The 25,725-nt window shown below is 39.1% G+C and carries 28 protein-coding genes; 21 read left to right on the top strand and 7 right to left on the bottom strand.

Translation table 11 applies throughout. From position 1 onward, the window contains the following. Positions 1 to 14 precede the first annotated feature (14 nt). Entirely contained in the window at positions 15 to 164 is a 150-nt protein-coding gene (locus ACZ5XR_RS18635) for a cytochrome c oxidase subunit 2A (protein ID WP_464497826.1), read from the bottom strand. A 657-nt stretch (positions 165 to 821) separates the two neighbouring features. On the opposite strand from ACZ5XR_RS18635, the gene ACZ5XR_RS18630 reads away from it, so the two are divergent. From ACZ5XR_RS18630 to ACZ5XR_RS18610, 5 genes are all read left to right on the top strand, one after another. Then, entirely contained in the window at positions 822 to 1,910 is a 1,089-nt protein-coding gene (locus tag ACZ5XR_RS18630) for a type III polyketide synthase (protein WP_464497825.1), read from the top strand. Next, positions 1,911 to 2,474 (top strand): isoprenylcysteine carboxyl methyltransferase family protein, encoded by a 564-nt coding sequence (locus ACZ5XR_RS18625; RefSeq protein ID WP_464497824.1) that lies wholly within the window; start codon positions 1,911 to 1,913, stop codon positions 2,472 to 2,474. A gap of 458 nt (positions 2,475 to 2,932) precedes the next feature. Further along, entirely contained in the window at positions 2,933 to 6,586 is a 3,654-nt protein-coding gene (locus ACZ5XR_RS18620; RefSeq protein ID WP_464497822.1) for a dynamin family protein, read from the top strand. A gap of 33 nt (positions 6,587 to 6,619) precedes the next feature. After that, the gene (locus ACZ5XR_RS18615; protein WP_464497820.1) at positions 6,620 to 7,447 is read left to right on the top strand and encodes a sulfurtransferase; all 828 of its coding nucleotides are present in this window, start codon (positions 6,620 to 6,622) and stop codon (positions 7,445 to 7,447) included. A gap of 67 nt (positions 7,448 to 7,514) precedes the next feature. Next, positions 7,515 to 8,408, top strand: coding sequence for a 5'-3' exonuclease (locus tag ACZ5XR_RS18610; protein WP_464497818.1), 894 nt, complete (start codon positions 7,515 to 7,517; stop codon positions 8,406 to 8,408). A 72-nt stretch (positions 8,409 to 8,480) separates the two neighbouring features. On the opposite strand, the gene sspL is transcribed toward ACZ5XR_RS18610, so the two are convergent. Further along, positions 8,481 to 8,618 carry a small, acid-soluble spore protein L gene (gene sspL, locus ACZ5XR_RS18605; RefSeq protein ID WP_464497817.1) on the bottom strand — a complete coding sequence of 46 codons (138 nt, stop codon included), beginning with the start codon at positions 8,616 to 8,618 and terminating at the stop codon, positions 8,481 to 8,483. 112 nt (positions 8,619 to 8,730) lie between these two features. Here sspL and ACZ5XR_RS18600 point away from each other — a divergent pair, with 112 nt between their 5' ends. Further along, positions 8,731 to 9,012, top strand: a complete 282-nt coding sequence (locus tag ACZ5XR_RS18600) for a DUF6123 family protein (protein ID WP_464497815.1) — start codon at positions 8,731 to 8,733, stop codon at positions 9,010 to 9,012. Between the two features lie 27 nt (positions 9,013 to 9,039). Here the strand turns inward: ACZ5XR_RS18600 and ACZ5XR_RS18595 are convergent, their stop codons facing one another. Both ACZ5XR_RS18595 and ACZ5XR_RS18590 read right to left on the bottom strand, forming a co-directional pair. Then, a complete protein-coding gene (locus tag ACZ5XR_RS18595) occupies positions 9,040 to 9,960 on the bottom strand; it encodes a DMT family transporter (protein ID WP_464497814.1) in 921 nt (306 codons plus the stop codon). A 4-nt stretch (positions 9,961 to 9,964) separates the two neighbouring features. After that, entirely contained in the window at positions 9,965 to 10,369 is a 405-nt protein-coding gene (locus tag ACZ5XR_RS18590; protein WP_464497813.1) for a reverse transcriptase-like protein, read from the bottom strand. 206 nt (positions 10,370 to 10,575) lie between these two features. Here ACZ5XR_RS18590 and ACZ5XR_RS18585 point away from each other — a divergent pair, with 206 nt between their 5' ends. Together ACZ5XR_RS18585 and ACZ5XR_RS18580 are read left to right on the top strand one after the other, a co-directional pair. After that, positions 10,576 to 11,232 (top strand): ribonuclease H family protein, encoded by a 657-nt coding sequence (locus tag ACZ5XR_RS18585; protein ID WP_464502371.1) that lies wholly within the window; start codon positions 10,576 to 10,578, stop codon positions 11,230 to 11,232. 20 nt (positions 11,233 to 11,252) lie between these two features. Further along, a complete protein-coding gene (locus tag ACZ5XR_RS18580) occupies positions 11,253 to 11,438 on the top strand; it encodes a zinc-finger domain-containing protein (protein WP_464497811.1) in 186 nt (61 codons plus the stop codon). A 56-nt stretch (positions 11,439 to 11,494) separates the two neighbouring features. Here ACZ5XR_RS18580 and cspD read toward each other — a convergent pair whose 3' ends face one another. Continuing rightward, on the bottom strand, positions 11,495 to 11,695 hold the full coding sequence (cspD, locus tag ACZ5XR_RS18575; RefSeq protein ID WP_066047720.1) for a cold-shock protein CspD: 201 nt from the start codon (positions 11,693 to 11,695) through the stop codon (positions 11,495 to 11,497). 272 nt (positions 11,696 to 11,967) lie between these two features. Between cspD and ACZ5XR_RS18570 the strand changes: the two genes are divergently transcribed. The 3 genes from ACZ5XR_RS18570 to mntR all read left to right on the top strand — a co-directional run bounded on the left by ACZ5XR_RS18570 (position 11,968) and on the right by mntR (position 15,040). Then, entirely contained in the window at positions 11,968 to 12,249 is a 282-nt protein-coding gene (locus ACZ5XR_RS18570) for a hypothetical protein (protein WP_464497809.1), read from the top strand. Positions 12,250 to 12,370: 121 nt separating this feature from the next. Further along, the gene (locus ACZ5XR_RS18565) at positions 12,371 to 14,524 is read left to right on the top strand and encodes a DNA topoisomerase III (RefSeq protein ID WP_464497808.1); all 2,154 of its coding nucleotides are present in this window, start codon (positions 12,371 to 12,373) and stop codon (positions 14,522 to 14,524) included. Positions 14,525 to 14,614: 90 nt separating this feature from the next. Then, entirely contained in the window at positions 14,615 to 15,040 is a 426-nt protein-coding gene (gene mntR, locus ACZ5XR_RS18560) for a transcriptional regulator MntR (protein ID WP_464497806.1), read from the top strand. A 54-nt stretch (positions 15,041 to 15,094) separates the two neighbouring features. Here the strand turns inward: mntR and ACZ5XR_RS18555 are convergent, their stop codons facing one another. Further along, entirely contained in the window at positions 15,095 to 15,304 is a 210-nt protein-coding gene (locus ACZ5XR_RS18555; protein WP_464497805.1) for a DUF3892 domain-containing protein, read from the bottom strand. Between the two features lie 188 nt (positions 15,305 to 15,492). Beyond that, complete coding sequence (gene metA, locus ACZ5XR_RS18550; protein ID WP_464497804.1) at positions 15,493 to 16,401, bottom strand: homoserine O-acetyltransferase MetA; 909 nt, start codon at positions 16,399 to 16,401, stop codon at positions 15,493 to 15,495. 172 nt (positions 16,402 to 16,573) lie between these two features. On the opposite strand from metA, the gene ACZ5XR_RS18545 reads away from it, so the two are divergent. The 10 genes from ACZ5XR_RS18545 to ACZ5XR_RS18500 all read left to right on the top strand — a co-directional run bounded on the left by ACZ5XR_RS18545 (position 16,574) and on the right by ACZ5XR_RS18500 (position 25,724). Continuing rightward, complete coding sequence (locus ACZ5XR_RS18545; RefSeq protein WP_464497803.1) at positions 16,574 to 17,083, top strand: hypothetical protein; 510 nt, start codon at positions 16,574 to 16,576, stop codon at positions 17,081 to 17,083. Positions 17,084 to 17,379: 296 nt separating this feature from the next. Further along, positions 17,380 to 18,228 (top strand): DegV family protein, encoded by an 849-nt coding sequence (locus tag ACZ5XR_RS18540; RefSeq protein WP_464497802.1) that lies wholly within the window; start codon positions 17,380 to 17,382, stop codon positions 18,226 to 18,228. 119 nt (positions 18,229 to 18,347) lie between these two features. Beyond that, complete coding sequence (locus ACZ5XR_RS18535; RefSeq protein WP_464497801.1) at positions 18,348 to 18,995, top strand: HD domain-containing protein; 648 nt, start codon at positions 18,348 to 18,350, stop codon at positions 18,993 to 18,995. Further along, the gene (locus ACZ5XR_RS18530; protein WP_464497799.1) at positions 18,992 to 20,881 is read left to right on the top strand and encodes an ABC-F family ATP-binding cassette domain-containing protein; all 1,890 of its coding nucleotides are present in this window, start codon (positions 18,992 to 18,994) and stop codon (positions 20,879 to 20,881) included. Before ACZ5XR_RS18535 ends, ACZ5XR_RS18530 begins: the two co-directional genes overlap by 4 nt. A 72-nt stretch (positions 20,882 to 20,953) precedes the next feature. Continuing rightward, entirely contained in the window at positions 20,954 to 22,087 is a 1,134-nt protein-coding gene (locus ACZ5XR_RS18525) for a conserved virulence factor C family protein (protein WP_464502370.1), read from the top strand. A gap of 30 nt (positions 22,088 to 22,117) precedes the next feature. Further along, a complete protein-coding gene (locus ACZ5XR_RS18520) occupies positions 22,118 to 22,555 on the top strand; it encodes a BrxA/BrxB family bacilliredoxin (RefSeq protein ID WP_464497798.1) in 438 nt (145 codons plus the stop codon). 53 nt (positions 22,556 to 22,608) lie between these two features. After that, a complete protein-coding gene (locus tag ACZ5XR_RS18515; RefSeq protein ID WP_464497796.1) occupies positions 22,609 to 23,382 on the top strand; it encodes a class I SAM-dependent methyltransferase in 774 nt (257 codons plus the stop codon). 217 nt (positions 23,383 to 23,599) lie between these two features. Next, positions 23,600 to 24,181 carry a YpjP family protein gene (locus tag ACZ5XR_RS18510; protein WP_464497795.1) on the top strand — a complete coding sequence of 194 codons (582 nt, stop codon included), beginning with the start codon at positions 23,600 to 23,602 and terminating at the stop codon, positions 24,179 to 24,181. 105 nt (positions 24,182 to 24,286) lie between these two features. After that, positions 24,287 to 24,868 (top strand): TerD family protein, encoded by a 582-nt coding sequence (locus ACZ5XR_RS18505; protein WP_464497793.1) that lies wholly within the window; start codon positions 24,287 to 24,289, stop codon positions 24,866 to 24,868. 76 nt (positions 24,869 to 24,944) lie between these two features. Then, positions 24,945 to 25,724 (top strand): TerC family protein, encoded by a 780-nt coding sequence (locus ACZ5XR_RS18500; protein WP_464497792.1) that lies wholly within the window; start codon positions 24,945 to 24,947, stop codon positions 25,722 to 25,724. Position 25,725 lies beyond the last annotated feature (1 nt).

Genomic DNA, 25,725 nt, shown 5'->3' with positions numbered 1-25,725 from the left:
CCCCCTTTCCTGCTTTAGAGACGTTCTAAGAATAAGTAGTAGACACTGGCCCAAGTGACAATGATAAAGATTCCCACAAAGAAAACGGATGCTAATGTCCCTTTAAGTGAAGAACTGTCTTCCACTTCTGTTTTATGTTTTGTTTTAATTTCGGTTTTTGCCATCCCCTTACACTCCCTTCAGAAAATTGAAAAAGAATTAATAAGTTCACTTTCATAATACAAAACAATCGTAAAAGAAAAATATGTATTTTATGACTTCACAAATTGTTCATTCCTTAGTTATCCACTACGCTAATATTGGAAACCTATTACAACAGTGATTAATCTCACAAAAATGGTTTTAAAAATGTGAATAAAATGTGAAGTATCACATGTTACCTGTGATTAAAGTAATTGAATAATCATCATAAATACTTTGTTGATGAAACGATGTCACATGTTTGACACACGAAAATAGAATGAATTATGGCTCTCATTTCCTCAGAATTGGAAGTGTTTAGATGGAGAAATATTATTGTGAACGATGCAGGCTTCTATATAATAAGCCTGAGCTATGTAAAGTTTGCGGTTCTTTAGCAAATAAGAAAATTACGATAGATGTTCAAAAACAACCTGATAAAAACTAAACTGGCTAAATGGAAAAGATTATATAATGAACAGGTTTACCTTTTCGGGTTATAATCAAAGAGCACAGCAACAACCTTCAAAACGATTGGCTTCCTGAAATCAGGGGGCTTTTTTTTTGCTCAAAATGCATTGGCATAATTTTTATATAACTGGAAAAAATATCCGCATAGAATTAGAAGGAGATAGAGATCTATGCCGACGATTATTTCAGTTGCTGAGGCTGTCCCGCCATTCGAAATAAAACAAGATCATGCAGTGGATTTCGCGAGAGAACTATTTTCTGAATCTTTTAAGGATATTGAAAGACTTTTAAAGGCCTTTCAGAATGGCCAAATCGAAAAAAGGCATTTCGTGAAAGGGTTGGAATGGTTTAACGAAGAGCATTCCTTTGAAGAGAAGAATAATGCATATATCGAAGCAGCCGTGGAATTCGGAAGAGATGCCATTAAAAAATGCTTGACCAATCGGGATTTTTTGACGAAAAACATCCCCTATGAGGAAATTGATGCCATTTTTTATATCTCGACAACAGGAATTGCTACACCCAGTATCGAGGCAAGAATTATGAATTTATTGCCCTTTTCCCCTCATACAAAAAGGATTCCAATTTGGGGTCTTGGTTGTGCGGGAGGAGCTGCAGGTATTTCAAGGGCCTTTGAATATTGTTTAGCTTTTCCTCATGCGCTTGTTCTTGTTGTCTCTGTTGAATTATGCAGTCTTACATTTCAGAAAAATGATTTGTCGAAAAGTAATTTGATCGGGACATCCCTTTTTGCTGACGGGATTGCCTGCGCATTAATCTGTGGCGCTGATGTGAAAATTGATGAATTCCGAAAACGGAAAACCTCTCCACAGGTTCTTGCCACTCAATCAACACTGATGCCGGATTCTTTGGATGTAATGGGATGGGAGATCAAGAATCAAGGACTTTTTGTTATTTTCTCGAGAGATATTCCCCAGATTGTGGAGAGCTGGTTAAAGCCGAATGTCAGTGAATTTTTAGAAAAATATCAAACGGACCTCAGCAGGATGGATTATTTTATTGCCCATCCTGGGGGGAAAAAGGTTTTAGATGCATATGAACAATCTCTTGGTATACCGCCTTCAATGAACCATGTTAGCCTTGATGTATTAAAACAATATGGGAACATGTCATCGGCAACGATATTGTATGTATTAAAGCGCTTCATGGAATTTGATACGGCAAAAGGAGCACTCGGTCTCGGCACTGCTCTTGGACCTGGCTTCAGCTCCGAATTGCTTTTATTGAGGTGGGATTAGATGAGGGATGCATTTCCTTTCCTGGTGTTTTTTGGCCTGGTCGTTACGCAGAGGTTGCTGGAACTATTTGTCGCCAGGAGCAATGAAAAGTGGCTGAAGGAACGGGGAGCGATAGAATTTGGTCAACGACATTATCGTATGATGGTTGGGATACATATCGTTTTTTTTGTCAGTTTTTTTTGTGAGAAGGTTTTCCTCAATCGTCTACATACATCCTATTGGCTATGGCTGCTGCTTGTTTTTTTAATCGCACAGGCAGTCAGGTTTTGGGTCATCCTATCTTTGGGCAGATATTGGAATACAAAAATCATTGTTCTGCCAAATGCGGAAGTAGTCAGAAGAGGTCCGTACCGTTTTATCAAGCATCCGAACTATGTGGTTGTTTCGGTCGAATTTATCGTGATCCCTATGCTTTTCGGAGCCTATCTTACAGCTTGTATATTTACATTATTAAATATGATCATCCTTTCGATTCGAATTCCTTTTGAAGAGAAAGCATTGTGCAGTTTGACTCAATATGATGGTGTTTTTCAAAGCTGCAATCGCTTTCTTCCGAAATTGTGAAATAAATATGACAGTTAAAAAAGCTTATTGAAAACGATTTTCACTTATGCTAAAATTTAACCATCGATGAAAATCATTCTCAACTAATGATCGGATAAGGAAGGTGTTGGCTATGACGTTTGCTTTTGTTGGAGGTACGGTAATTTTATATGCATTTGTCATGAAACACGTTTTAAAGAATGTTACCCATTAATCCCATATTTTTTAAAAGTCAAGGATTATTCCTTGGCTTTATTTTTTTTGCTGTGTTAAAGGCGAATATTAATTTTTGACCACCGTTGATTAGAGCGGAGGGCACTCGACTCCTCCAGACCTCCCCGCGGAAAGCGAGCGCCCGGAGCGGAAATAAACATAAACTTTTTATATAGGAAAAAAATGATAAAGTTGTCAAGATAGGAAAAGTTCGAATAATCGTATAAAATAGAACTATTACTATGTTGCTAAGGGGAATAAGATTAATGATTCAAACAGCCAATCAACAAGAAACAATTCAAACATTAAAAGGCAGAATTCTGGCGGTTTATGAATATTTACTTGAACAAAAAGATAGCGAGAACGCCGAAAAAATAAGACAATTAGCCAATAAATTGGCAAATAAAGAATATGCTGTTGCGTTTTGTGGACATTTTTCCGCAGGGAAATCAACGATGATTAACAATGTTGTAGGGGAAAAATTACTCCCTTCCAGTCCGATCCCAACCAGTGCCAACCTTGTCAAAGTAAAATCGGGTGATGAATACTCGAAGGTTTTTTTCAAAAATGAAAAGCCGCGGTTGTATTTGGCTCCCTATAATTATGAATTAGTAAAAAGCTACTGCAAAGATGGGGACCAAATTGAAGAAATTGAAATCAGTCATCGTGACTCCAAGCTGCCCGAACATACAGTTATTATGGATACACCCGGCATTGACTCTGCTGACGATGCTCATCGGATTGCAACGGAATCAGCTCTTCATCTTGCCGATTTAGTTTTTTATGTAATGGATTACAACCATGTCCAGGCCGAATTGAACTTCCTTTTTACAAAAGAATTAACAGAAGCCGGAAAAGAAATTTATTTGGTCATCAATCAAATTGATAAACACAATGATGAAGAATTAAGTTTTTATGAATATCAAAAAAGTGTCGTAAATTCATTTGCGTCGTGGGGAGTCAAACCAGAACGTATTTTTTACACATCACTAAAAAATAAAGACCATAGCGAGAATGAATTTAAGGAACTCCAAAAGTTTATTGCTGAGAAATTGGCAGTAAAAGACCAGCTGTTATTGCCATCTGTTTTTCATTCACTTAAGAAGATTACCCAGGACCATTTGGATAAGAGTAGAAAAGCAGATGAGGAAAAACTGGCTCCTATATTGGAAACGTTAAACAATCTTTCTTTGGACCAGAGAAGTGAATTAATCGAATCCTATCAAAAAATTAGCAAAGTATTAAACCTCTCGGAAAACGGAATGGATGAAACAGAAAGAGCGTTTGATCATGAAATTGCACAAATTATGAAGAATGCTTATTTAATGCCATTTCAAACAAGAGAACTAGCGGAGAATTATCTGGAATCATGTCAGCAGGAATTTAAGGTTGGCTTTTTGTTCTCTAAACAAAAAACACAAGAAGAAAAAGAAGCGAGGCTTACCCGATTTTATAAGGATATGCTGGATAAAACAAAAACCCAGCTTGAGTGGCATTTACGCGAATTTTTACTTCGTTTTTTAAAGGAAAAGGAAATCGACAATCAGGAGCTGCACGCAAAGGCACAAGCTTTTCACATCGATTTTAAAGCCGACTTACTCGCGAAAGCTGTTAAGCCTGGAGCACGGATATCAGGAGAATATGTACTTAACTATACAGAAGAAGTGGCCAATGAAATTAAAAGGCTTGCTCGAGGACTGCTCGATGGGATAAAATCCTCCCTTCTGAATGCACACAAAGAACAAATGGCTAAATTAACAGAATCCTATAAAAAGGAATTAAACAGGCTTGGGCAATCCGTAGCAGCATTAGAGGAACTAAATAAATTTGAACAGAAAAATGTTCAAAAGGAACAGTTAATAGAGGACTTTTTAACCAAACAAATAATCGAGACAGAAGATACCTGCCATCTATTTCAACAAGAGGAAGAAGACTTTGTTATTGTTAACAATACTGAAAAAGTTGAAAAACCTCTTAAGCAGAACATCGATCGAGAGTCGAAACAAACTACTATTAGTGAAAAACCGGAATTAAATGATGGAACGAAGGAAATGGAACCTTTGAAACACATGTCTGAAAAGCTCCATCATGCTTCAAAGCATATTAAGGACCTTCCAGGATTTAAAAAACTTGCGGGAGAATTGGCAGAAAAAGCGGGAAGATTAGAGAACAAAGGTTTCACCGTGGCATTATTCGGTGCATTTAGTGCAGGGAAGTCTTCTTTTGCCAACGCTTTAATGGGCGAAAAGGTATTGCCTGTGTCGCCCAATCCTACTACAGCGGCAATCAATAAAATTAAACCTGTCAATGACTCTTATCGTCATGGAACGGTTCTCGTAAAATTTAAAGAAGAAGCGGCGATGCTTGCGGATGTAAATCGTTCCTTAAAAGTATTTGAGTTAGAGGCCCATGATTTTAAAGCGGCATATATGAAAATCGATCATATTCTCTCACATAATGGAGTCATGGAGAAAACTCATTTTGCCTTTTTACAGGCGTTTAAAAAAGGTTACGACGAGTATACCAAGATGCTCGGCACGATTCTTGAAACGGATGTAAATGAATTCAGTGATTTTGTCGCCAAAGAGGAAAAATCCTGTTACGTAGAATGGATCGAGCTCTATTATGATTGTGAGTTAACAAGAAAAGGAATCACACTCGTCGATACTCCGGGGGCAGATTCCATAAACGCCCGTCATACGGGGGTTGCGTTTGATTATATTAAAAATTCAGATGCCATTTTGTTCGTGACGTATTATAATCATGCATTTTCAAAGGCTGACCGGGAATTTTTAATTCAGCTTGGTCGGGTAAAGGATTCCTTTCAGCTTGATAAAATGTTCTTTATTATTAATGCAATTGACCTGGCTGAAAGTGAGGAGGAAAAGGCGACCGTTGCTGAGTATGTCACAAATCAGCTTTTGAAATACGGGATCAGAAAGCCGCACCTGCACTCCGTGTCCAGCATGTTAGCCATCCAGGAAAAGAAAAATCGTATAATAGACAATCAATCCGGAATGCCTGTCTTTGAAAAATCTTTCTATGAATTTATTACGCATGATTTGTCGAGAATGGCAATTGCTTCAGCGGCAAATGAATTAATTCGTGTCCATGAACTGCTAAACAATCTAATTCTAAGCTCACAGGAAGACCAGGCAGCTAAACAGCATAAACGCTCCAATATTGAAAATCAAAAGAACAGAATCAAAGAGCGATTCGAAAAACAAAGCAGTGAAGCACTGCAAAACCGATTGAAACAGGAAGCAGAGGAGTTAATTTACTATATTAAACAGCGGGTTTTCCTCCGCCTCAGTGACTTCTTTAAAGAGGCCTTCAATCCTTCGACACTTCGTGATGATGGACGAAATTTGAAAAAAGCTGTTCAGGCTGCGCTGGAAGAGTTTTTAGAAAGTGCCGGCTATGATTTCGCTCAGGAAATGAGGGCAACAACGGTTCGATTAGACCGCTTTGCTGAACGAATTCTAGCAGATTATCAATCAGAATTTGTTAAGAGTTTGCAGGATATCAATCATGATTTATCCTTTTCAGCGTTTGAAATGAAAAAGGACGCCGAAATTGACTTCCCAATGGCATTTGTCGACATAAATAAACAGCTTTTTAATAAGGCACTGGGCTATTTCAAAAATCCGAAATCCTTTTTTGAAAAAAATGATAAGAAATTGATGTTTGATGAGCTGAATCAGGGGTTAAACGGACCGGCAGACGATTATTTAAATCGTGAAAAGAAGCGCGTGATCGATCAATACTCCCGAATTATGGAAATGGAATTCAAAAGCTTAATGAATCATTTAGCAGCCGAGGAAGAGGATTTTTATTTAAGCCTGCTTGCTGCATTGGATGGCGGAGTTCCGATTGAACAATTATTGGAAATAAAGCAAAAATTCACAGAACTTATTTAAAGAAGGAAATCATTTTGTAAGGGGGAGAGCATTTTGAAGTTTGTTGTCGAAAAGGAATGGCTGTTGAGTCATTTGGATGATCATCATGTTCGGGTAGTGGATTGCCGATTTTCATTAGCGGATCCTGAAAAAGGAGAACAGGAATATAAGAAAAGCCATCTTCCTGGAGCGGTTTATTTTGATTTGGAAAAAGATTTATCAAGTCCTGTCGGTCTCCATGGGGGAAGGCATCCGCTGCCTGCCATTCATGAGTTGGTTAACAAGCTTGAAAATGCGGGAATTGATGAAAATACGGTCCTGGTTGCCTACGATAACGGGGAAGGGGCCTTTGCGGCAAGGTTTTGGTGGCTTCTGAAATATCTTGGCCACGAAAAGGTATTTGTTTTGAATGGCGGCTTTAAGGGGTGGATGGAGGCGGAATATCCGATCTCTTCAGAAGTACCATCGTTTGTAAAATCAGAATTCAAGGTGAACCTTAATCAGCAAATAGTGGCAACGATTGAAGAGGTAAAGGAATTTGTAACGAACCGCCCTGACGATATTGTTTTGATTGATTCACGTGAAGAAAAAAGATATTTGGGTATTGAAGAACCAATTGACAAAAAGGCAGGTCATATACCCGGCGCAATAAATAAACCGTGGTTCGAAGGATTAAACAATGGGCTGTATAAATCCTTGAACGATCAAAAACAGCGTTTTTCTGATCTTTCCCCCGATAAACGACTGATTGTATACTGTGGCTCAGGGGTAACAGCAGTTCCGAATTTCTTGGCTTTAAAGGAAGCCGGATTTGAAAAGGTACAGCTCTATTTGGGAAGCTTCAGCGACTGGATTTCATATGAGGATAATGAAATTGAATAATTTTTCGTGCCCAAATGTGCTATAATGATAATCGTGTTGTTTAAAACACTATACGAGGAGGTCCAAAATGGAAAATCAAAAGCCTTCACTAATGTTAGTGGATGGAATGGCACTGTTATTTCGTGCGTTTTACGCTACGGCTGTTACCGGACAATTTATGATAAATTCCAATGGGACTCCAACGAATGGAATCCATGGCTTCATTAAGCATTTATTTACCGCAGTATCGACTTTTAAGCCAACCCATCTGGCTGTTTGCTGGGATATGGGAAGCAAAACCTTTAGGACAGAAATCTTTTCAGACTATAAAGGGAACCGCGGGGAAGCGCCTGTCGAGTTGATTCCTCAATTTGATCTGGTAAAGGAAGTCGTTGAATCCTTTGATATTCCCAATATTGGACTCGCGGGCTACGAGGCTGATGATTGTATTGGAACGATTGCAAAACAAGCGAAAGAATTTGCGAATGTTTCCATTTTAACAGGTGATCAGGATATCCTTCAGCTATTGGATGAATCCATTTCGGTTATTTTGTTGAAAAAAGGGTACGGCAATTATTTCATTCATACCCCAGAAACCTTTTTTCAGGAAAAAGGAATTCAGCCAAGGCAAATGATTGATTTAAAAGCGCTGATGGGTGATCCAAGCGATAATTATCCAGGTGTAAAAGGGATTGGAGAAAAGACCGCTCTTAAACTGCTTCACGAATTTAATCATGTCGAGGGCATTATTTCTAATCTTGATCGCTTATCTAAGTCGAATAAGACGAAAATTGAGCAGGATTTAGACATGCTCCATCTGTCCAGAAAACTGGCAGAAATTAAATGTGATGTTCCTGTCAGCTTGGATATTCATGCAGCTGGATTAATGATTCAAAAGGAAAAAGCCATGAATAAATTAATGGAATTAGAGCTTCGTGGATTGCAGAGATTGCTTCCACTTGAAGAAGCCTTCCTTGCATAAGTAAAAAGGAGGTTGTCACTGGACAACCTCTTTTACATGAAAAATGCTATTTTATCGTGGCTTCCACTGTCTTTATTTTTTATTTGCTTTTTTCGCAGCGTTTTCTAGCTTGCTTTTTGGTTCCTCGGCGAATTCAGCATCCTGACCATAGCCCTGAGGGGTTACTCCTGGTGCTTTCGCGCCTCGGCTTGCATTTTTACTTTTAGTCATAACGTTCACCTCCTGATTTGATAGTATTTCCAAAACAATTTATAAAATGATAGAAAAATCGGGCATATTAAGTTAAGATTTTAATTGGCAGCTCTAGATTGTAGGAAGAAGGATGGAGATTTTAGTGCAAACGGTGGAAGATTATTTGCATTATTTGAAAGGTAAAGGCTTTCAGCTTCAAGAGGATTCGATTGGGTTTATTTACTTTGGTAAACACTATACAAATGCTTCTGATGAAGTGATCATCACGGCAATCGAAATGACATTGAAAGCACAAAAAACGTTTGATGGCAGTTTTTACATGTCTATTCTCGAAACGTTCACTTCGAATCAAATAAAATCACGAAAAGCCGCAATGAGATTCATCAAAGAGAATGAATTGTTGGCCATATAAAAGAGAGGCGGTCTTTGACCGCCTCTTTTATCCTTGAAAGCTCTTGTTTTTTCTTAGTAATGTGATTTTTTTGGATGGGACTTCTGCAAAGATCATTCCAGCAAGAATTAAAATACAGCCAAACAAGGCACTCATTGATAATCTTTCATCTGCCCAGAAATATCCAGTAATCGCTGCAAATACTGGTTCCATTGCAAATATAAGGGCTACTCTGGTAGCCGTGGTATATTTTTGGAAATTTGTCTGCACAAAAAAGGCTAAAGCCGTTGCTAAAATACTCGTAATCAATAAAGCAATCAGAACATTGTTTGAAAGCAAAATATGGACATCTAAAGATTTTTTCCAATCTTCAAATAAAAAAGCAGAAATAATAGAAAATATTGAACAGGTAGTAATCTGAATAACGGTCAGCAATAAGGTTGGAAAGCTAGTGCTGTATTTTCCAGTCAGAATAATTTGCAGGGCAAAACTGATCGCACATAGAAAAACAATGCCATCTCCTTTATTTAAGGATGTCACATCGGTCATCGTCAGTAAAAATAAGCCGATTGTGGCAACCAGCACTCCGAACACCGCATTACGACTAGGAAATTGTTTCATTAAAAACATGGATATCAATGGAACGAAAACAACATTTAAGCCTGTAATAAAACCTGCTTTCGAGGAGGTTGTATACAAAAGCCCAATGGTTTGTGTTGCATAGCCAAGAAAAAGCCAAAATCCAATAATTACTCCAGAAAGAATGAGTTTTTTATTGATTTGTTTAAGCTGTTTTCGATCAAAGAGAAGTAAACAGACAAAAAGGATGACTGCTGCAATTAAAAAACGAACTCCATTAAAGGAGAATGGTTCAAGTGAGGAAATGGCATTCTGAACGAGTACAAATGTCGAACCCCAGATTAAAGTCACCAGCAGTAAACTTATGTCAGCAAAAATGGGTCTCTTCATAACTTTAATCCTCCAAAGTATTTTTTCGAACTGCAAGCCTCGCAAGCTCGTCAGCAACCTTATTTTCAATGCTTGGAATCCATTTCATAAAAAACAAATCAAATCTCTTCGATAATTCAAGCGCTTGTTGAAGCAAAGGGGCAAATTGTTTATTTTTGACAAATTCTTTTTCAACAGCCCTGTTCACTAATTCCGAATCTGTCCGAAATGATACGGCTGTATGTGCATAGCCTTTTTCTAAACAAATTTCCAATGCTTTGATAAAGGCGTGATATTCTGCTTCATGATTGGACATGATTCCAAGCGGAAGCGAAAGTTTTTCAGCCTTTCCGCCTCCTTTGATAAAAATCCCTGCACCGCTGGGGCCTGGATTCCCTGCACTTGCTCCGTCAATATATACTTCAATCAATGTTGTTTTCCTCCAAATGTTTAAGCTAACTGAAATTTTATCATACTTAAGAAATTAGTGCAGAAAAAGATTTTAATATATCTACAATTTCAAAACTGGGTATGATAAGAATGGAAAACTAAACATATCGTATAAAAAGGAAGTTGAAGAAAAGAAAAGAAAAGGCACTTACACAACTTGAACTTTTGGAAGAAAGGCTGAAAGCAATGAACTATCGGATTGAGTGGAAATATAAATTAAAAGGGAATGAAAAAATTCTCTTTACATCGGATTGGGTTACGGGAGAAATTGCGATTCAAACAGGCGACGAGCTTGAAAGCACCGGAAAAGCAATTGAGATTAATTTTTATGATGAAATGGGCTCCTCATGGACATTAAAGGAAATGAAAAAGCTGACAACCGAGATTGAAGAAGATCCGCATGAAGTTACCGTTTACTTCGACGGCGGCTTTGAAAAGGAAACGAATCGTGCAGGACTAGGGGCAGTCATTTATTATAGGCAAGGAAAGAAGAAGTATCGGATTCGTGCAAATGAGCATATTGATGAAATGGAAACGAATAATGAAGCGGAATATGCTGCATTTTACTATACACTCAATATTTTAGAAGATTTAGGGGTCCACCATTTACCTTGTGAATTTAAAGGCGATTCCCAAGTTGTGTTAAAACAGCTTGAAGGGGAATGGCCCTGCTATGAAGCGAATTTGAATGCTTGGCTCGACCGTATTGAGGAAAAAATTAAATCACTTGGGATTCAGCCGAAATATAAGCCGATTTCGAGAAACGATAATAAGGAAGCGGATAAATTAGCAACACAGGCTTTAGCAGGGAAAGAAATTTTTGCGAAAACGCAAATCCTATAAGAATGGGGATTAATGAATAAGTGAAGAAGGCTATTAGAAAAGAACTATTAACTCATGTAGAAGCTTTAATGGAGGAGTATTGTGAAGGGTGTTTTTTGCATAAACAAATGATCAAGGAAGGAGGGAGGAGGTCTGCCCACCGTTTTTGTATTTCAAAATGTACGATTGGCGAAAAGCTGCAAGAGTATGGGAAGAAGCTTACATAATGATTTGAGCAAATAAAAAGGCCGGCGCTTTTACGCCAGCCTTTGATCATTTTGGATTAAAGTTTTACAACGTTAGATGCTTGAGGTCCACGGTTTCCTTCAACGATTTCAAAAGAAACTTCTTGGCCTTCTTCCAAAGATTTGAAGCCTTCACCTTGGATTGCGCTGAAATGTACGAATACATCGTCGCCGCCCTCTACTTCGATAAAACCGAAACCTTTTTCATTGTTGAACCATTTAACTTTACCGTTTTGCATGTATTTCTTCCTCCTAAGCCTTTCAAGACATCCCGATTGATGTCCAAGTTAAATATTTATCATGTAGAAATAAGGAAAGCATAAAGCCAAGCAAATTATGTAACATGATAGTTTAAATATACAATAATGGTTTTGGACAGTCAAGGAATGAAAACGGTATTTTATTTAATAAATGGGGCGTTTTCGTATGTCAAATATAATGAATTGCTTGGACATAAAATTTTCTTTTAATCATATGATTTAATAAAAATGAATTGCCAAAGGGTGAGGAAATGTACCGATTTTCGATTGAGGGAGAGGATTGGATTTTAAGATTTTCACCGCAGGTTTTAATCGAATCTGATGAAAAGCAGGCAATCATCACAACATTACACCATATTGGTAATGATTTAGCTTCCTTCTCACATGGAGATGCTTTTATCATGTTTACAAAGAAAATTGGTGCCATCATATTTGATGTGGAGCGGATTCCATCCTTAATCTTGACCGTCTCTAATATTATCCCTGAAGAAAATTGGTATAACCAGGAATTTGATCTTCCGTCAAGCAAGTAAATATAGATGTTGCTTAAAAGAGGTTGATTCAGCCTCTTTTTGTTTTGTTTTCATACTTTACGAATAAGCATTAAAGTGGGAAAATGAAGGTTGGGAAGTTTTTAAAAAAGGAGCAACTAAAATGAAATTAATTATCGCGGAAAAACCGGACCAGGGTTCAACGCTTGCTTCGATTTTTAAACATAAAAAACAGAATGGCTTTATCGAAATTTATCCGAATGAGGTTTTTACAAAAGGGGCCTATGTAACCTGGGCGGTTGGTCACTTATGTCAGCTTGTTGCACCCGAAAAATACCAGCCGGATTGGAAGAAATGGTCATTGGAAACCTTACCGATGATTCCTCAGCAATTTGAGTATGAGGTAACGAAGGATAAGGCCAAACAATTTGCCGTTATTAAAAAATTGCTTACAGATCCTGCCGTGACCGAAATTATCCATGCGGGCGATGCCGGACGGGAAGGCGAATTAATCATCCGCAATATTCTCCGGAAAGCAAGATGTAAAAAACCAATGAAACGGTTATGGATTTCTTCGTTAACCGCTAACTCCATTCGCGAGGGATTTCAGAGGTTATTAGAAGAAAAGGAAACGAGAAATTTATATTTTGAGGCCTATACACGGGCATGTGCTGATTGGGTGGTTGGTATGAATGCTTCCCGGCTCTATAGCTTGCTGCTGCAAAAACAGGGTTTTTCGGATGTTTTTTCAGTTGGAAGAGTGCAAACCCCTACTTTAGCTCTTATTGTCAAACGGGAATTGGAAATTGAAAATTTTAAATCTGAGCCTTTTTGGGAAGTTAATGCTCACTTTTCGATTAATGGTAAAAAATACATGGGTAAGTGGCAGAATGATGGTGAATCACGAATTAAAACAAAAGAGTTAGCCGAAAAAATTGCGGCTTTTTGCCAGCAAAAGCCTGCTGAAGTAGCAGATGTGGTTTCTGAACGAAAAGAATTTTTCCCTCCTCTCCTTTATAACCTTTCGGCCCTTCAGGCGGAAGCAAATAAACGGTTTAAGTTTTCACCAAAGAAAACACTGGATGTTCTCCAAAAACTCTATCAAAAAGGAAATGTTTCATATCCTCGATCGGACTCACGCTATGTTACCAAAGAAGAGGCGATTACTTTTCCGGAAATCCTCAACAAATTAAGTAATATTAAAGATTATGCAGGTTTTTTTCCTCTTCCCATTGCATCATTGGCAGAAAATAAGCGATATGTAAATGAGAAAAAGGTGACGGATCACTATGCTATTATCCCGACAGAGCAAATTCCGAATGTAGAAAGACTTGATCCGGATCAGCGAAAAATTTATGAGCTCATTGTAACGAGCTTGATTGCAGCTCATTATCATAAGTCTATTGCGGAATACACAACCGTGACAACCTTAGTAGATGGCCGGGCATTATTTCAATCAAAAGGAAAAGTTCAAATTGAAGAAGGATGGCGAAAGGTCCTCCATCAAAAAGAGCAAGAGGACGAGCCCGCTCTCCCATTATTAACGAAAGGCGAACAAGGTATAACTGAAAAGGTAGAGGTAAAAGAAAGCCAAACACAGCCGCCAAAGCGATATACGGAAGGCCAATTGATCACACTCATGAAAACGGCCGGAAAGCATATTGAGGATAAAGAGCTGGAGAAAATCTTGTCTAAAACAGAAGGGCTTGGAACAGAAGCTACCAGGGCTGGCATTATCACAATGCTTAAGGATCGTCTTTATATTGATGTTACCAAGAATTTAGTCTATGCAACGGCTAAAGCAAAGATATTAATTGCAGCAATTGGACAAGAAATTTTATCATCCCCGGAAATGACGGCAAAATGGGAGCAGAAACTGAAGGAAATATCCGAAGGTGCTGCCTCTCCAAAGCATTTTATGGAGCAGACCAACAAAATGGTATTTCACCTCATTTCTTCAAGTGTCGGCCAATCAGAGAGTTGGACCTTTTCAGAAAATGTACGCGAAAACTTTTCACCGGCAAAAAGGAAAACGAAAACTTTTACAAAGCTTGGTCCATGTAAAAAATGCGATGGAACCATTTTGGATCGTGGCAGCTTTTATGGATGTAGCAATTATCAAAAAAATCATTGTAATTTTACCATTTCTAAAAAAATATTAGGTAAAAATATTACCCAGAAACAGGTGAAACTCCTATTGGCGGAAGGAAAAACGGAGCTGATCGAAGGATTTATTAAAAATGATAAAACCTTTAATGCTAAGCTCATTCTTGACGAAAAGGACAAGACGATAAGGTTTTTATTTGGGGAAGTATAGGATTTTTAAACCTGGAGAGTGATAAACTACCTTGTCACTCTTTTCTATCTATAGTAAACTTTTAATGATTATTTTTTTGGAGGGAATGGGATGCCTACACCTAGTATGGAAGATTATATTGAACAAATTTATAAATTAATTGAAGAAAAAGGGTACGCTCGTGTCTCTGATATTGCTGAAAGCTTATCAGTTCATCCCTCCTCAGTAACAAAAATGGTACAAAAACTTGATAAAGATGGCTATCTGGTTTATGAAAAATATAGAGGTCTAATCTTAACATCAAAAGGCAAGAAGATCGGTAAAAGACTGGTCTATAGACATGAATTACTTGAACAAATGTTAAAAATCATCGGTGTAAAAGATGAAAACATCTACAATGATGTAGAAGGCATCGAACACCACCTAAGCTGGGACTCCATCGACCGCATCGGAGACCTCGTTCAATTCTTTGAAGAAGACGCCACCCGTATCGAATCCTTAAAAGAAATTCAAAGACAAAATGAAGAAAATGAATAAAAGGGGTCAGTCCCCCATTGCTTTAATGCATTACAGCAACGGGGGACTGACCCCCTAAAGGGTTGGATAGTGGTCAAAGGAGTCTTCCTGCGCCGGTATTAAGTATTTATGTCCATCAAACTCTTCGATTGTTTGGGCCCCTTCAATTAACCCGCTTTCTACTTCCATTAGGGCTTTTCGATAGGAAATGACCCTGCCTTCCGATGTGACAAAATTAATGATGTCACCAAAGTGATTTCGATGAAGAGCAACTAATTTTTCCATAAATATTCCTCCTTTTCCATTTATTCTTCCAATATTGTACGAATCATAATCGAAAAGGAGACAAAAAAAGAGGCAGTCCCGAAATTAAGGGTCAGTCCCCACAACGTTAATATACAGCCGAACTTATCTTAAAAGCAGCTATATATAGTGTTGAACAAGGGGTCTGACCCTTTTGGGACAGCCTCTGTTTATTTCCACAAATATGGTGTTTCCTGATAAACATAATAATTCAGCCAATTAGAAAAGAATAAATGCCCGTGAGACCGCCAGCGATTGATTGGCGTCAAGTTGGGATCATTATTGGGAAAGTAGTTCTCGGGAATATGTATTTCCAACCCTTTGTTTAGATCCCTTGTGTACTCCTCGGCCAAAGAATCAGAATCATATTCCAAATGCCCGGTAATCATTACATGTTTTCTGTTTCTTGAAGAAATCAATAACGCCCCCGCTTCATCCGAAGCAGCTAATAGCTTCAATTCAGGATGATCCTTAATCCCTTCGATGGATACATCCGTATATCGTGAATGCGGTGCATAAAAATGATCATCAAAGCCCCTAAGTAAAATGTCATTTTGCTCAAAAATCTTATGGGAATAGATTCCGGAACATTTACGAGACAACTCAAATTTTCCAATCTGATAATGATAAAAAAGGGCTGCCTGGGCTCCCCAGCAAATATGGAGTGTGGATGTGACATTGGTAGACGTCCAATCCATAATCTCAGTAAGCTCAGACCAATATTTTACCTGGTCAAACTCTAAAAGCTCAACTGGCGCCCCAGTAATAATCATTCCGTCGAATTTCTGATTTTTGACATCCGAAAAAGTCGTATAAAATTGTTCAAGATGCTGTTTACTAGTATTCGTGGATTCATAGGAATTTGTTTTTAAAAAATTGACATTAATTTGCAGCGGAGTATTCCCTAATAGTCTTAGCAGCTGGGTTTCCGCTTTCTCTTTCTCAGGCATTAAGTTTAAAATTAGGATATTTAATGGTCGAATATCCTGCGTTGTCGCCCTTTCGTTATCCATGATAAAAATATTCTCCTGCTCAAGCACCTCCCGTGCAGGTAAAAGCTTTGGTATATTTATAGGCAAGTTATCATCCCCTTTATATAGATTAAGAAGTCAGTGAGATCGATCGTTATTTTTTTAAAATTCAATCATTAATATTATAATCATTAACTTAAATTCAGCAAATCATTTTTTTTGTAATAAATTATTATTTGATACAATATAGCCAAGGAAAATTAACAATGAGGTGATTGGTATGTTTGACCCGACTGCTTTCGATAACATGAAGGTAGTAATCGAAGGGGCGCTATATGATTTAGACCTTTCAGGGGAAATAATCATCACGGACCGAAATGATTTGATGAATATGGCGAAAATGTCGCGGAAATTTGAGATTTACTTTCGATTACCGGGAAAAACCGCTACAGCTTTAATCGAAATGGAATCAAAGCTTGTCAATCTTGCAGCAGAGCTCATTCCAAATGCAGATGCGGGTCAGCTTGCCGGCTGTTCCGTGAAGCTTGAATTCTTATTTGAGATCCCGGATAAGATGGTGGATTATCGCCAAATCGAGAACATTTTTACAGAAATTTGGGGACCGTCAAGAAAAATTACACTTATCACGCAATGGAAGCCTTTAATGAATGAAAAGCACCGCAACATCATTACCATCGAATTTGACCGTCTCATCGGCGAAGACCAAATGGATGATTTAATTGAAATGGTTGACTATATTCTTGAGTCATTAAAGAGTTTGCAAATTTAATGGTCTTATTTTTTTAATGTGTTAAAAGAGAATATTGATTTATTACTACCGTTGATTGGAGAGGAGGGCGCTCGACTCCTGCGGGATAGAGAGGTCACGGGAGACCCCGCAGGCGCCTATGCGTCGAGGAGGCTCCCGGACCTCCCCGCGGAAAGCGAGCGCCCGGAGCGGAAATCAACATCCAAGTTAAATGGAGTCTGAAAATTTAAAATGTTTACATTATTTGTCTGGCGGGGTACCATAAAAGATAATACTTAAATTTCATATAGAAATAATGGGCAGAAGGAGCGATGAGTTTGGTCAAAACGGCCTGGGTGACCGATAGCACGGTATTTCTAGATGACGAATTAACAAAACATCCAGATTTATATATTAACCCACTAACCATTATCCTAGATGGTGAACAGTTTCATGATGGAATTGACTTAACGCCAGAACAGCTTTTTGCAAAACTAAAATTGGCCCAAACTCCGCCTAAAACCTCACAGCCTTCCGTCGGATCTTTTCAAGTGCTATATGAAAGATTGGAAAAGGAATATGATCAAATCATTACGATTCTCCTTTCAGGCAAATTAAGCGGCACGGTTTCCTCAAGCCAGCAGGCGGCGAAGCTTGTTTCCATACCTGTTACGACCATAGATTCTAAAATTTTAAGCTACCCATTAACAGCCTTAATAAAAAAAGGGATGGAATGGATGTCCGCAGGGATGAGTCCAGATCATCTCGTAGAAAAGCTCGGGACAATAAGTGATACAAATGAAACATATGTTTTGGTTGGCAGTCTTGAACAGCTGCACCGCGGTGGAAGGATGTCAGGTCTGCAGTTTTTCCTTGGCAGCATGCTGAACATCAAACCGATTATTTCAATTGAAGACGGCGCCTTAGCGATAAAAGAAAAGGTAAGAACCGAGAAAAAGGCGAAGGAAAGAATCGTCGATTATTTACGAACCTCATATGAGCAATTTCAAATGAAAGAAATTTATATTCTGTACGGACTACACAAGGAGCAGGCTGATAAATGGAAAAATGAGCTTAACGGGCAGTTCCCCATCCTTGATATTATCTGCTGTCCATTAGGTGCAGTCATCGGCGTCCATGCCGGAGAAAACACGCTTGGAATCAGCTGGTTTCAGAAACTTGAATAATTGGCTCATTAATCCGCGGAAACCCGCGGATTTTTCTATCATCTAAGGGTACATCCTGTTTGTATTTATCCAAACCGCTTTTTCATGGTAAAATAGCAGGATGAAAGCAGGTGTTTTGAATGAAAAATCAAATCATTGAACAAACAGAAAGATTTGTCCAAAATGAACTAGGTGAAGACCCAACGGGACATGATTGGTTTCATGTAGACCGTGTGCGTCGTCATGCCTTACATATTTGCAAAGAAGAACAAACAGGAGACCCCTTTGTGATTGAATTGGCTGCCCTCCTTCATGATATACCCGATGAAAAACTAAATGTAAGTGCCGAAAAAGGTGAAGCAAAGCTCGACACCTTTCTCGATACGATTGAACTATCGGTTGATGCTAAATACCATATTAAACAAATTATATCTTCGATTTCCTACAAGGGCGGGAGGAAAACAGTCCTTGAGTCGGTCGAGGCTAAAATTGTCCAGGATGCCGACCGTTTAGATGCCATTGGTGCCATTGGCATTGCGAGAGCATTTGCTTACGGTGGAAAAAAGGGTCAGCCAATTTATGATCCAGCCTTTGAAGTCCGACAAGAAATGACAGAAACAGAATATCGAAAAGGAAAATCAACGAGCATTCACCATTTCTATGAAAAACTTTTGAAATTAAAGGGCTTGTTAAATACGGATACCGCCAAAAATATGTCTGACAGTCGACATCAGATGATGGAGACATTTTTAGAACAATTTTTTCAAGAATGGAATGGTCAATCATGAAAATGCTCACAGTAGAAAATGTTTCGAAAACTTATGGAGAAAAACAGTTGTTTAACGAAATTTCCTTTACCATTGGTGAAAAAGAGCGGGTAGGCCTTATTGGGGTAAATGGTACCGGAAAATCATCGTTATTAAAAATTGTTGCCGGTTTAGACCTTCCAGATGAGGGGAAGATTATCACCGGCAAGGATTATACAATCGCTTATTTGGCACAGCAGCCTGATTTTGATGAGGACCGGACTGTTCTCGAACAAGTCTTTCATGGGGAAGCACCAATCTTAAAATTGATGCGCAATTATGAAAAAACACTTCAACAATTAAATTCTTCCCCAAATGACACGAAAATTCAGGAGGAGCTTTTTCAATTCCAAAAGCAAATGGATGCACTGAATGCATGGGATGCCAGTGCAAATGCCAAAGCAATCCTAACCAAGATGGGCATTGAAGAGTTCACGAAAAAAATTGGCGAGCTTTCCGGCGGGCAAAAAAAGCGTGTCGCCCTTGCCCAAATATTAATCGCAGAGCCTGATTTACTTATATTAGACGAACCGACCAACCATCTTGATTTCGATTCGGTCAAATGGCTGGAGGAATATTTAAGCAGGTACAGCGGCTCGATTTTACTCGTGACCCATGACCGTTATTTCTTGGACCGTGTTGCTAACAGAATGTTTGAGCTTGATGGCGGAAATTTATACAGCTACAAGGGGAATTATGCAGCCTTTTTAGAAGCGAAAGCGATTCGTGAAGAAAACGAAGCGGCAACCTTTGAAAAAAGGAAAAACCTTTTTAGACGGGAGCTAGAATGGATCAGAAGAGGAGCCAAAGCTAGAACCACAAAGCAAAAGGCGCGGATTCAGCGTTTTGAGGAACTGGATGATAAGTTAGCGGGCGGGAAGCCGACAGGGGAAAAACTGGATATTTCCCTTAACGGGAGCAGATTGGGCAAGCAAGTATTTGAATTAAAGGATGCATCCAAACGCTATGGGGAAAAAACAATACTAACCCATTTTGATTGGCTCGTGAAGCCGGGTGACCGTATTGGCATCATCGGCAGGAATGGTACCGGAAAATCTACTTTACTCAATATTCTTGCGAATCGAATCCCTCTTGATGAAGGTGAAATCAACATGGGACAAACGGTGAAAATTGCTTATTACACCCAAGAAAGCGAAGACATGGATGAAAACAAGAGGATGATTGAGTATATTAAAGAAACGGCCCAAATTGTGGAAACCTCTGATGGCAAAACGATTTCCGCAGCCCAAATGCTGGAACGGTTCCTTTTTCCATCCTATTCCCACGGTACACCTATTCGAAAGCTTTCCGGAGGGGAAAAGCGCCGACTATACTTATTGAAAATATTAATGACGGCCCCGAACGTTCTCTTATTGGATGAACCAACGAACGATTTGGATACCCAAACATTGACCGTCCTTGAGGATTATTTAGATGAATTCCCTGGAGTAGTCATTACCGTATCGCATGACCGTTATTTCTTGGATAAAGTGGTCGGACAGCTTCTTGTCCTTCAAGGGGAAGGAGAAATTGACCCGTTTTACGGGAATTACACCGAGTACCTTGAAAATGTTGCTTTAAACGATATATCGAAGCCTGCGGCTGTTACCAGCCAGCCTGCCAAATCTCTAGAAAAAGAAAAAAAGAAGCGAATGACTTTTAAGGAGAAAAAAGAGTGGGAAGAAATTGACGCTGTCATTGCTAAAACGGAAGCAAAGCTCGAAGAAGTATCGAATGAATTAGCAGGGGTTGGCAGCGATTTTACAAGGGCTCAAGAATTAATGAAGCAGGAAGCTGAATTGAATGAGAATCTCGAACATTTAATCGAGCGCTGGTCTTATTTGGCCGAGGTTGCGGAAAATGAATAAAGCATCTTATATGATTAGTTAAATATCAATGTGGTAAACTTGTTATTGAGATTGCATAAGAAGGTGACTATGGTGAAAATAAAGGCAATTGAACCAACGCCAAGCCCAAATACAATGAAAATCCTGTTAAATGAAGAACTCCCGATGGGTAAAAGCAATAATTATAAAAAGGAAACCGCATTATCTGCTCCAAAAATCATCCAAAGCATTTTACAAATTGACGGCATCAAAGGGGTTTACCATGTGGCAGACTTCCTGGCTGTCGAACGGAATGCGAAATTTGATTGGAAGGAATTGCTGCCAAAGGTCCGCCAGGCATTTGGTGAGACCGTGGATGACAAGGGACAAACGAATGTTGTCCTGGATGATCATTTTGGTGAAATAAAGGTTGAAATCCAAATGTTTAAGGACATTCCTCTTCAAGTTAAGCTATCTGATGGTTCAACCGAGAAACGGTTTGGAATGCCGGAATACTTCTTAAAGGAAAGGGAAAAAGCGCAGCTTCCGGATGACAATTATATTTTATTACGGAAATGGCAGAATCAAGGGGTCAGATATGGGGATTTTGATCAGATTGGCCAGGAGGTTGTTGAGGAATTAATTGCCGCTTATCCAATGGCCCGTCTGGAAGCTTTAGTCCAAAAAGCTCAGTCGGGAGAAAAAGAAAAAAAATCATCCATTACTCGAAAAAAATTAACCAAAGAAGATTTAAAACACTCAGAATGGCAAATTCGCTATCAACTGCTTGAACAAATGGAAGATCCTGATCTGGATGACCTTCCAGTTCTGGAAATGGCATTGGCAGATGAGAAGCCATCGATCAGAAGACTTGCCACCGTGTACCTTGGTATGATCAAAGACACGAAAGTATTGCCCTACTTATATAAAGCATTGAAGGACAAAGCGGTGACGGTCCGCCGTACAGCAGGGGATTGCTTATCCGATCTAGGGTTCCCGGAAGCGCAGGAAGAGATGGTCCATGCGTTATACGACTCGAGCAAGTTAGTGCGCTGGCGGGCTGCTATGTTTTTATATGAAGTTGGCGACGAAAAAGCATTGCCTGCATTAAAGGCCGCTGAGAATGATCCCGAGTTTGAAGTCAGCATGCAAATCAAAATGGCAGTTGAAAGAATTGAGGGCGGCGAAGAAGCAAAAGGCTCTGTTTGGAAACAAATGACGGAGGCAAGGAAAACGTCAGAAGAATAATCTAGACATAATCAATTGGAGGAAAAAGCAATGTCAAATGCATATGAAGAATTTATGAAACAAATGGTTGTACCAATGCGTCAAGAGTTAACCAGAACGGGTTTCGAAGAATTGAAAACAACTGAAGAAGTTGAGCAATTTATGGAGAATGCAAAGGGAACTACCCTTGTTGCGGTAAATTCTGTTTGCGGTTGTGCCGGAGGGTTAGCCCGTCCAGCTGTTTCCCAAGCCGTTTTAAATAGCGATAAAAAACCAAACCATCTTGTTACTGTTTTTGCAGGACAAGATAAGGAAGCTACAGCTAAAATGAGGGAATATTTTGCAGGGTATGAACCATCATCACCATCATTTGCATTAATGAAGGGCAAGGAAGTGGTTCATTTTATTCATCGCCATGATATCGAAGGCCATGCACTGGAAGAAGTAATGCAGAATTTAATGAATGCTTTTGAAGCGCACTGCGAATAAGGATGTCACTAGACGTCCTTTTCTTTTTTAAACTTACATAAATGAGGGATAAAATGTTTGTCACGACAGCTGGCCGCACGAACGAAGAGATGATAAAAATCGCAATGGATACAGCAATGAAACTGGAAATCCCCTATATCCCAAGGAGAAAAAAATCTATTCAGCAGATCCAGCAGGATGTTGAAAGCAGCTGCTTAGTTGTCGGAAAAGAACGGCTTGAATTATTCGAACAGAATAGCCCGCAGCCTTTCTTCTTTCACCCCAATTCCGCAATGTTTCGAATCAAAAGGCTATTAAACCGTGAACATGACCCCTTTGTGGAAGCGGCCCAATTATCGAGCGGAATGTCTCTACTGGATTGCACACTTGGCCTCGCATCTGATGCGATTGTGGCAAGCTTTGTCGTAGGAACAGATGGGAGGGTAACAGGGATTGAGGGGCATAAATATTTGGCTTATGTAGTCAGTGAAGGACTTCATACCTGGGATTCAGGAGACCTTGAAATGAATGCGGCCATGAGAAGGATCCGTATTATTCAAACATTATCTCTCGAATACCTTCAAACACTCCCCTCTTCCTCCATTGACTGCGTATATTTTGATCCCATGTTTGAAGAGAAGATTCTGGAATCAGATGGGATCAAGTCACTCGGTCAATTTGCCATTTATCATGATTTAGATGAAGAGACGATAGAAGAAGCTCTCAGAATTGCCAAAAAAAGAGTCGTGTTAAAGGACCATTTTAGAAGCAGCCGCTTTGAAAAATATGGATTCTACGTCAATCGTCGTAAATCAGCCAAATTCCATTTCGGCTACATAGAAAAATAGAAGAGGATTTCCCAAAAACAAAGGGTCAGACCCCACAACGTCAATATGTAGCTTAACATATCTCAAATGCAGCTTAATATTGAAAGGTGCTTTTAAGTTTTTCTTAAGAATGGCAGTCTAAACTTAAAAATAGTAAACTTATTTTTCCATTTTTATTAAAAAAGAGATATAATTACTTTTAAGAAAGAGCCCTTCCAACATAGAAAGGGGAGAGATTATGAAAAAATGGATACGTAAATCATTTGTTGTGATGGTGTCAATTTTAACCTTTGGCCTTGTGACCCCAGCACAATTGATGAATAACGTCAATGCAGAGAAGCCTTCCAATCAAGCGGCATCTACACCAGGCAGCTATGTCCAAAAAGCTAATATCGTTGAAGAATCGGATTTTGATAGAGAGCAATTTATAAATGATATTCTGAAACAAGCAGAGAATCAATCCTATCAAAAATTTGGCACAAAAATAAAACCGGTAATAGAAAATGAATTCCGGACAATCATTTTGCCCAATATTGAAAAAGCCATTGGGGAAACGGCTGCTCAATTTCCGGAAGAGGATTTAAAAAATCTCTCCATTACCGAACAGCCGAGCGGCGGTCATTCAGAAAAAATCTTTCATATTAAAGACAGCATAACAAATAAAGATATCCTTCGCTTCCATGTCAGAAGAGATAATCCGCCCCAAGCAGGACATTGGTTTAACTTCCATTACCATACCTACCATGATGACTTCCAAAGCCATCATCAGCTGGGCTCCATATTTTGGGCAAAGGATACCCCCCCAAAATGGATGACGTAAAAGTAAGAATTTGCTAAATGATATGAAAAAATTTTATTATAATAGATGAAACCTTTTTATGGAACACTCGTAAATAGACTATTACCTAAAATGGAGGAATGAAAAATGGCAGTTAGTTTATCTAAAGGACAAAAAGTAGATTTAACCAAATCGAATCCAGGTTTAACAAATGTTGTTGTCGGATTGGGATGGGATACGAATAAATATGATGGCGGAAACGACTTCGATTTAGATTCATCTGTTTTCCTTTTAGGTGAAAATGGCAAGGTAACAACTGAATCTGATTTTGTTTTCTATAACAATCCGCAAGGCGCAAATGGCGCTGTCGTACATACTGGAGATAACCGCACAGGTGCAGGTGACGGTGATGATGAGCAGATAAAAATTAATCTAACATCGATTCCTGCTCAGGTTCAACGGATTGCCTTTACCATTACGATTCATGATGCTGAAAGCAGAAACCAAAACTTCGGTCAGGTTTCCAATGCTTATGCCCGCATTTTCAATGAGGCTTCGGGGGAAGAATTGATCCGTTATGACTTGGGAGAAGATTTCTCCATTGAAACGGCACTTGTCGTGGGTGAACTGTATCGTCACAATGGTGAATGGAAATTTAGTGCAATCGGCTCTGGCTACCAGGGAGGTTTAGCTGCACTGGCAAGAGATTTTGGCTTACAGGTAGGATAAACAACGAGAATTTAGATAACAGGGAAAGCGCCCAATGGCAGGCGCTTCTGTTTTTCTTATAGGAGGAATTTTTTAAATGTCTGTTCTGAGTGGAATCCTGCACACATATTCGCAATTTTTTGATTGGCATATGTGGGGGACAGTTTTAACAAGCCCTGTCAGCTGGGGATTGATTGGTACACTGATTATCATGGAAGGCTTACTTTCCGCCGATAACGCCCTTGTTTTGGCTGTTATGGTGAAACACTTACCAAAGGAAAAGCGAAAAAAGGCGCTTTTTTATGGTTTGTTAGGGGCTTACGCCTTCCGCTTCGTTGCAATCGGATTAGGTGTGTACTTAATAGAAATCTGGTGGGTAAAAGCGGTTGGCGCGGCTTATCTTGCATGGTTATCAATTAAATATTTTATCGATAAGAGAAAAGAATCCGATGACGGGGAAGAAGAAGCAGAAGGAATGAACCAAGGCGGTCTTCTCATCCGTTTATTCGGAACCTTTTGGGGAACGGTAGCAGCCGTTGAATTAATGGACATAGCCTTTTCTGTAGATAGCGTTCTGGCTGCTTTTGGTGTCAGCAACGAAGTTTGGGTCCTTTTAATCGGCGGTATGCTTGGAGTTCTCATGATGCGGGGAGTAGCAGGGGTATTTTTAACGTTAATTGACCGCATACCTGAGCTTGAAACCACTGCTTATATTCTTATTCTGATTATCTCAATCAAGATGTTCGCAGGCGTGTTCTTCCACTATGAGCTGGAGCCTCTTTATTTCTTTATCATCTTACTGTTTACCTTTGGGGCAACGTTTATTGTTCATTTTATTAACAAGAAAAAAGAAGTCAGCCGCGAAAACGGTTCATAAA

Source organism: Neobacillus sp. Fa239, from assembly GCF_055395235.1.
This window is presented reverse-complemented; position numbering and strand designations above follow the sequence as displayed.